General features: G+C 72.2%; 2 protein-coding genes. Both read left to right on the forward strand.

Going from position 1 to position 2,521, the window contains the following annotated elements; translation table 11 throughout:
- The first annotated feature begins 359 nt into the window (after positions 1 to 359).
- Positions 360 to 1,208, forward strand: coding sequence for an ECF subfamily RNA polymerase sigma factor, BldN family (locus tag B7767_RS22660; protein ID WP_085573808.1), 849 nt, complete (start codon positions 360 to 362; stop codon positions 1,206 to 1,208).
- A 250-nt stretch (positions 1,209 to 1,458) separates the two neighbouring features.
- On the forward strand, positions 1,459 to 2,521 hold a 1,063-nt coding region (locus B7767_RS22665; RefSeq protein ID WP_085573809.1), incomplete at its 3' end, for a DUF5667 domain-containing protein.

The following is a 2,521-nucleotide window of genomic DNA, read 5'->3' on the forward strand; positions in this document are numbered from 1 at the left end:
GTCCCCCCACCGAACCGGCCACCGGGGACCACTTCCGCCACCCCGCCCCCGAACCCGGCCAATCCAACTGCCTTACCCCGCAACCCCCTTGCCCAGTCCTCTTGGCTGCACACGGCCACAACCCGCCCCACACCCATCCGAAACACGAACCGTTCCGGTCAACAACCGAACACCACACCGCACCTGAACACCCCTCAACCGGTTACGAAAACGACGTAATCGACGATTTGAGCAACTCGGTGTAGCAGAGCCTGCACGAAGCGTTATTCTCCTCAGACGCAATCCGGTACCCCCATCCCGCTACGACGGGTGAACGGTCCCGCACTGCACGTGATGGAAGCTCTGCCTCTGGGAGTCCCGTGTACCCACACGTCGGGGTTGACGCCTCGGGCCTGGCTACGCTGCGCGCGACAGTCGCGACAGCCCGAGACCTGCTGCGCGGCATCGTCCCCACCGCGCACACGGTCCCCGCATTCGCCACCGCCCCCGCCGCCGGCCCGTGCTACGCCCTCGCCGACGGCAGCGCCGCGGTCGGTGGACGGGGGCGCCGCTCCACAGCGCCCTCCACAACCCTGGCCGTCACGGCCAGGGGCGCGGCCAGAGGAGCCGCCAGGACGACCACCGGCACCCCCGCCGCCCGCCGCCCCGCCGCCGACAGCGACAGTGCCCGGATGATGGACCTCGTCGAGCGCGCCCAGGCCGGCGAGGCCGAGGCCTTCGGCCGGCTGTACGACCAGTACAGCGACACCGTCTACCGCTACATCTACTACCGCGTCGGCGGCAAGGCGACCGCCGAGGACCTCACCAGCGAGACCTTCCTGCGCGCACTGCGCCGCATCGGCACCTTCACCTGGCAGGGCCGCGACTTCGGCGCCTGGCTGGTGACCATCGCCCGCAACCTCGTCGCCGACCACTTCAAGTCCAGCCGCTTCCGCCTCGAGGTCACCACCGGGGAGATGCTCGACGCCAACGAGGTCGAGCGCTCCCCCGAGGATTCCGTTCTCGAGTCCCTGTCCAACGCCGCCCTCCTCGATGCCGTACGACGACTCAACCCCCAACAGCAGGAGTGCGTCACGCTCCGGTTCCTCCAAGGTCTGTCCGTCGCGGAGACCGCCCGTGCGATGGGCAAGAACGAGGGCGCCATCAAGACCCTCCAGTACCGGGCCGTACGCACCCTCGCCCGGCTCCTCCCGGACGACGCCCGCTGACCGGACGCACCCGCCGGCCGGAACACGCTCCGCCACACTCAACTCACGGTACGTGAAACCCGGTTGGCTTCCTCATTCGGCCATCCCGGGTCCGTAACCCAAGTGCCGCGCCACTCGTTGTGCGGGATACAGGCTCCCTGTGGTCACCCCCCGACCGGCTCCGATCACCCGATCGTGTGGCCCTGGTCGGGGCGGGAACCCTCAGGACCCCCTGGGGAGTCGACCGTGATGACGAGAGGAGGTGCCGCCAGTGATCGCGAACGTATCGGCGCACCGGCGGGCGAACGCCTTCGCCCAGGCCCTGGAGGAGCAGTCCGACCGGGGCACGGCGGCCGAGCAGTCCGAAGGATCGGCACCGGCCCCGGCCGCCGCCGCGGAGACCGAGCAGACGAAGCTGCTCGCGCTGACCTCCGGCCTCGGCGCGCTGCCCAAGCCGGAACTGGACCCCGAGGTCAAGGTCGTCCAGCGGGCCCAGCTGGTGGCCGCGTTCGAGGCCATGCTCCAGGAAGGCACCGCTGCGGGCGAGGCGACACATCAGGCCGTACCCGAACAGCGCTCGCGCCGGGCCAGGGGCACCCACCGGGCGACCCCGCTGGGCAAGCTGCGACCACGCTCGCGGCTGGCCAAAGGGCTCACCGCGGGCGGACTCACCGTCGGCGTCGCCGCCGGTGCCCTCGGCGGAGTCGCCGTCGCCAGCTCCGACGCCCTGCCCGGTGACTCCCTCTACGGAGTCAAGCGCGGCATCGAGGACGTCAAGCTCGGCCTGGCCGACGGCGACGACGAGCGTGGCCGGGTCTACCTCGACCACGCCTCCACCCGCCTCGGCGAAGCCCGCCGGCTGATGGAGCGCGACCGCGGCGGCCCCCTCGACCACGAGTCCCTCGGCGAGATCCGCCGCGCCCTGTCCGGCATGCGGCACGACGCCGCCGAGGGCCACCGGCTGCTGCGCGAGGCCTACGAGCGCGACCCGGACTCCCTGGGCCCCATGCAGGCGCTCTCCTCCTTCTCCCGGACGCACCGCCAGAGCTGGGGCACCCTGCGCGACCGGCTTCCCGTGCAGCTGGGGGACGTCAGCGAGCAGGTCTCGTCGGTGTTCGACGCCATAGAGGAAGACGTCGCCCCGCTGCGGTCGCTGCTCCCCCGGCATCCGACCGGCGAGGACGACGACGGCGCGGAGCGGCGCGGCTCCGAGTCGGCGCCCGGCACCCCCTCGTCCGGCACGGACCCCTCACGGTCCCCCGGCACGGGCGGCAGCGCCTCCGGCGAGAGCGGCGCCGGCAGCGCCGGCCCCTCCGGCTCCGCCGACACCGGCC

The organism is Streptomyces sp. 13-12-16 (assembly GCF_002114215.1).
In the GTDB taxonomy this organism is placed as follows: domain Bacteria; phylum Actinomycetota; class Actinomycetes; order Streptomycetales; family Streptomycetaceae; genus Streptomyces.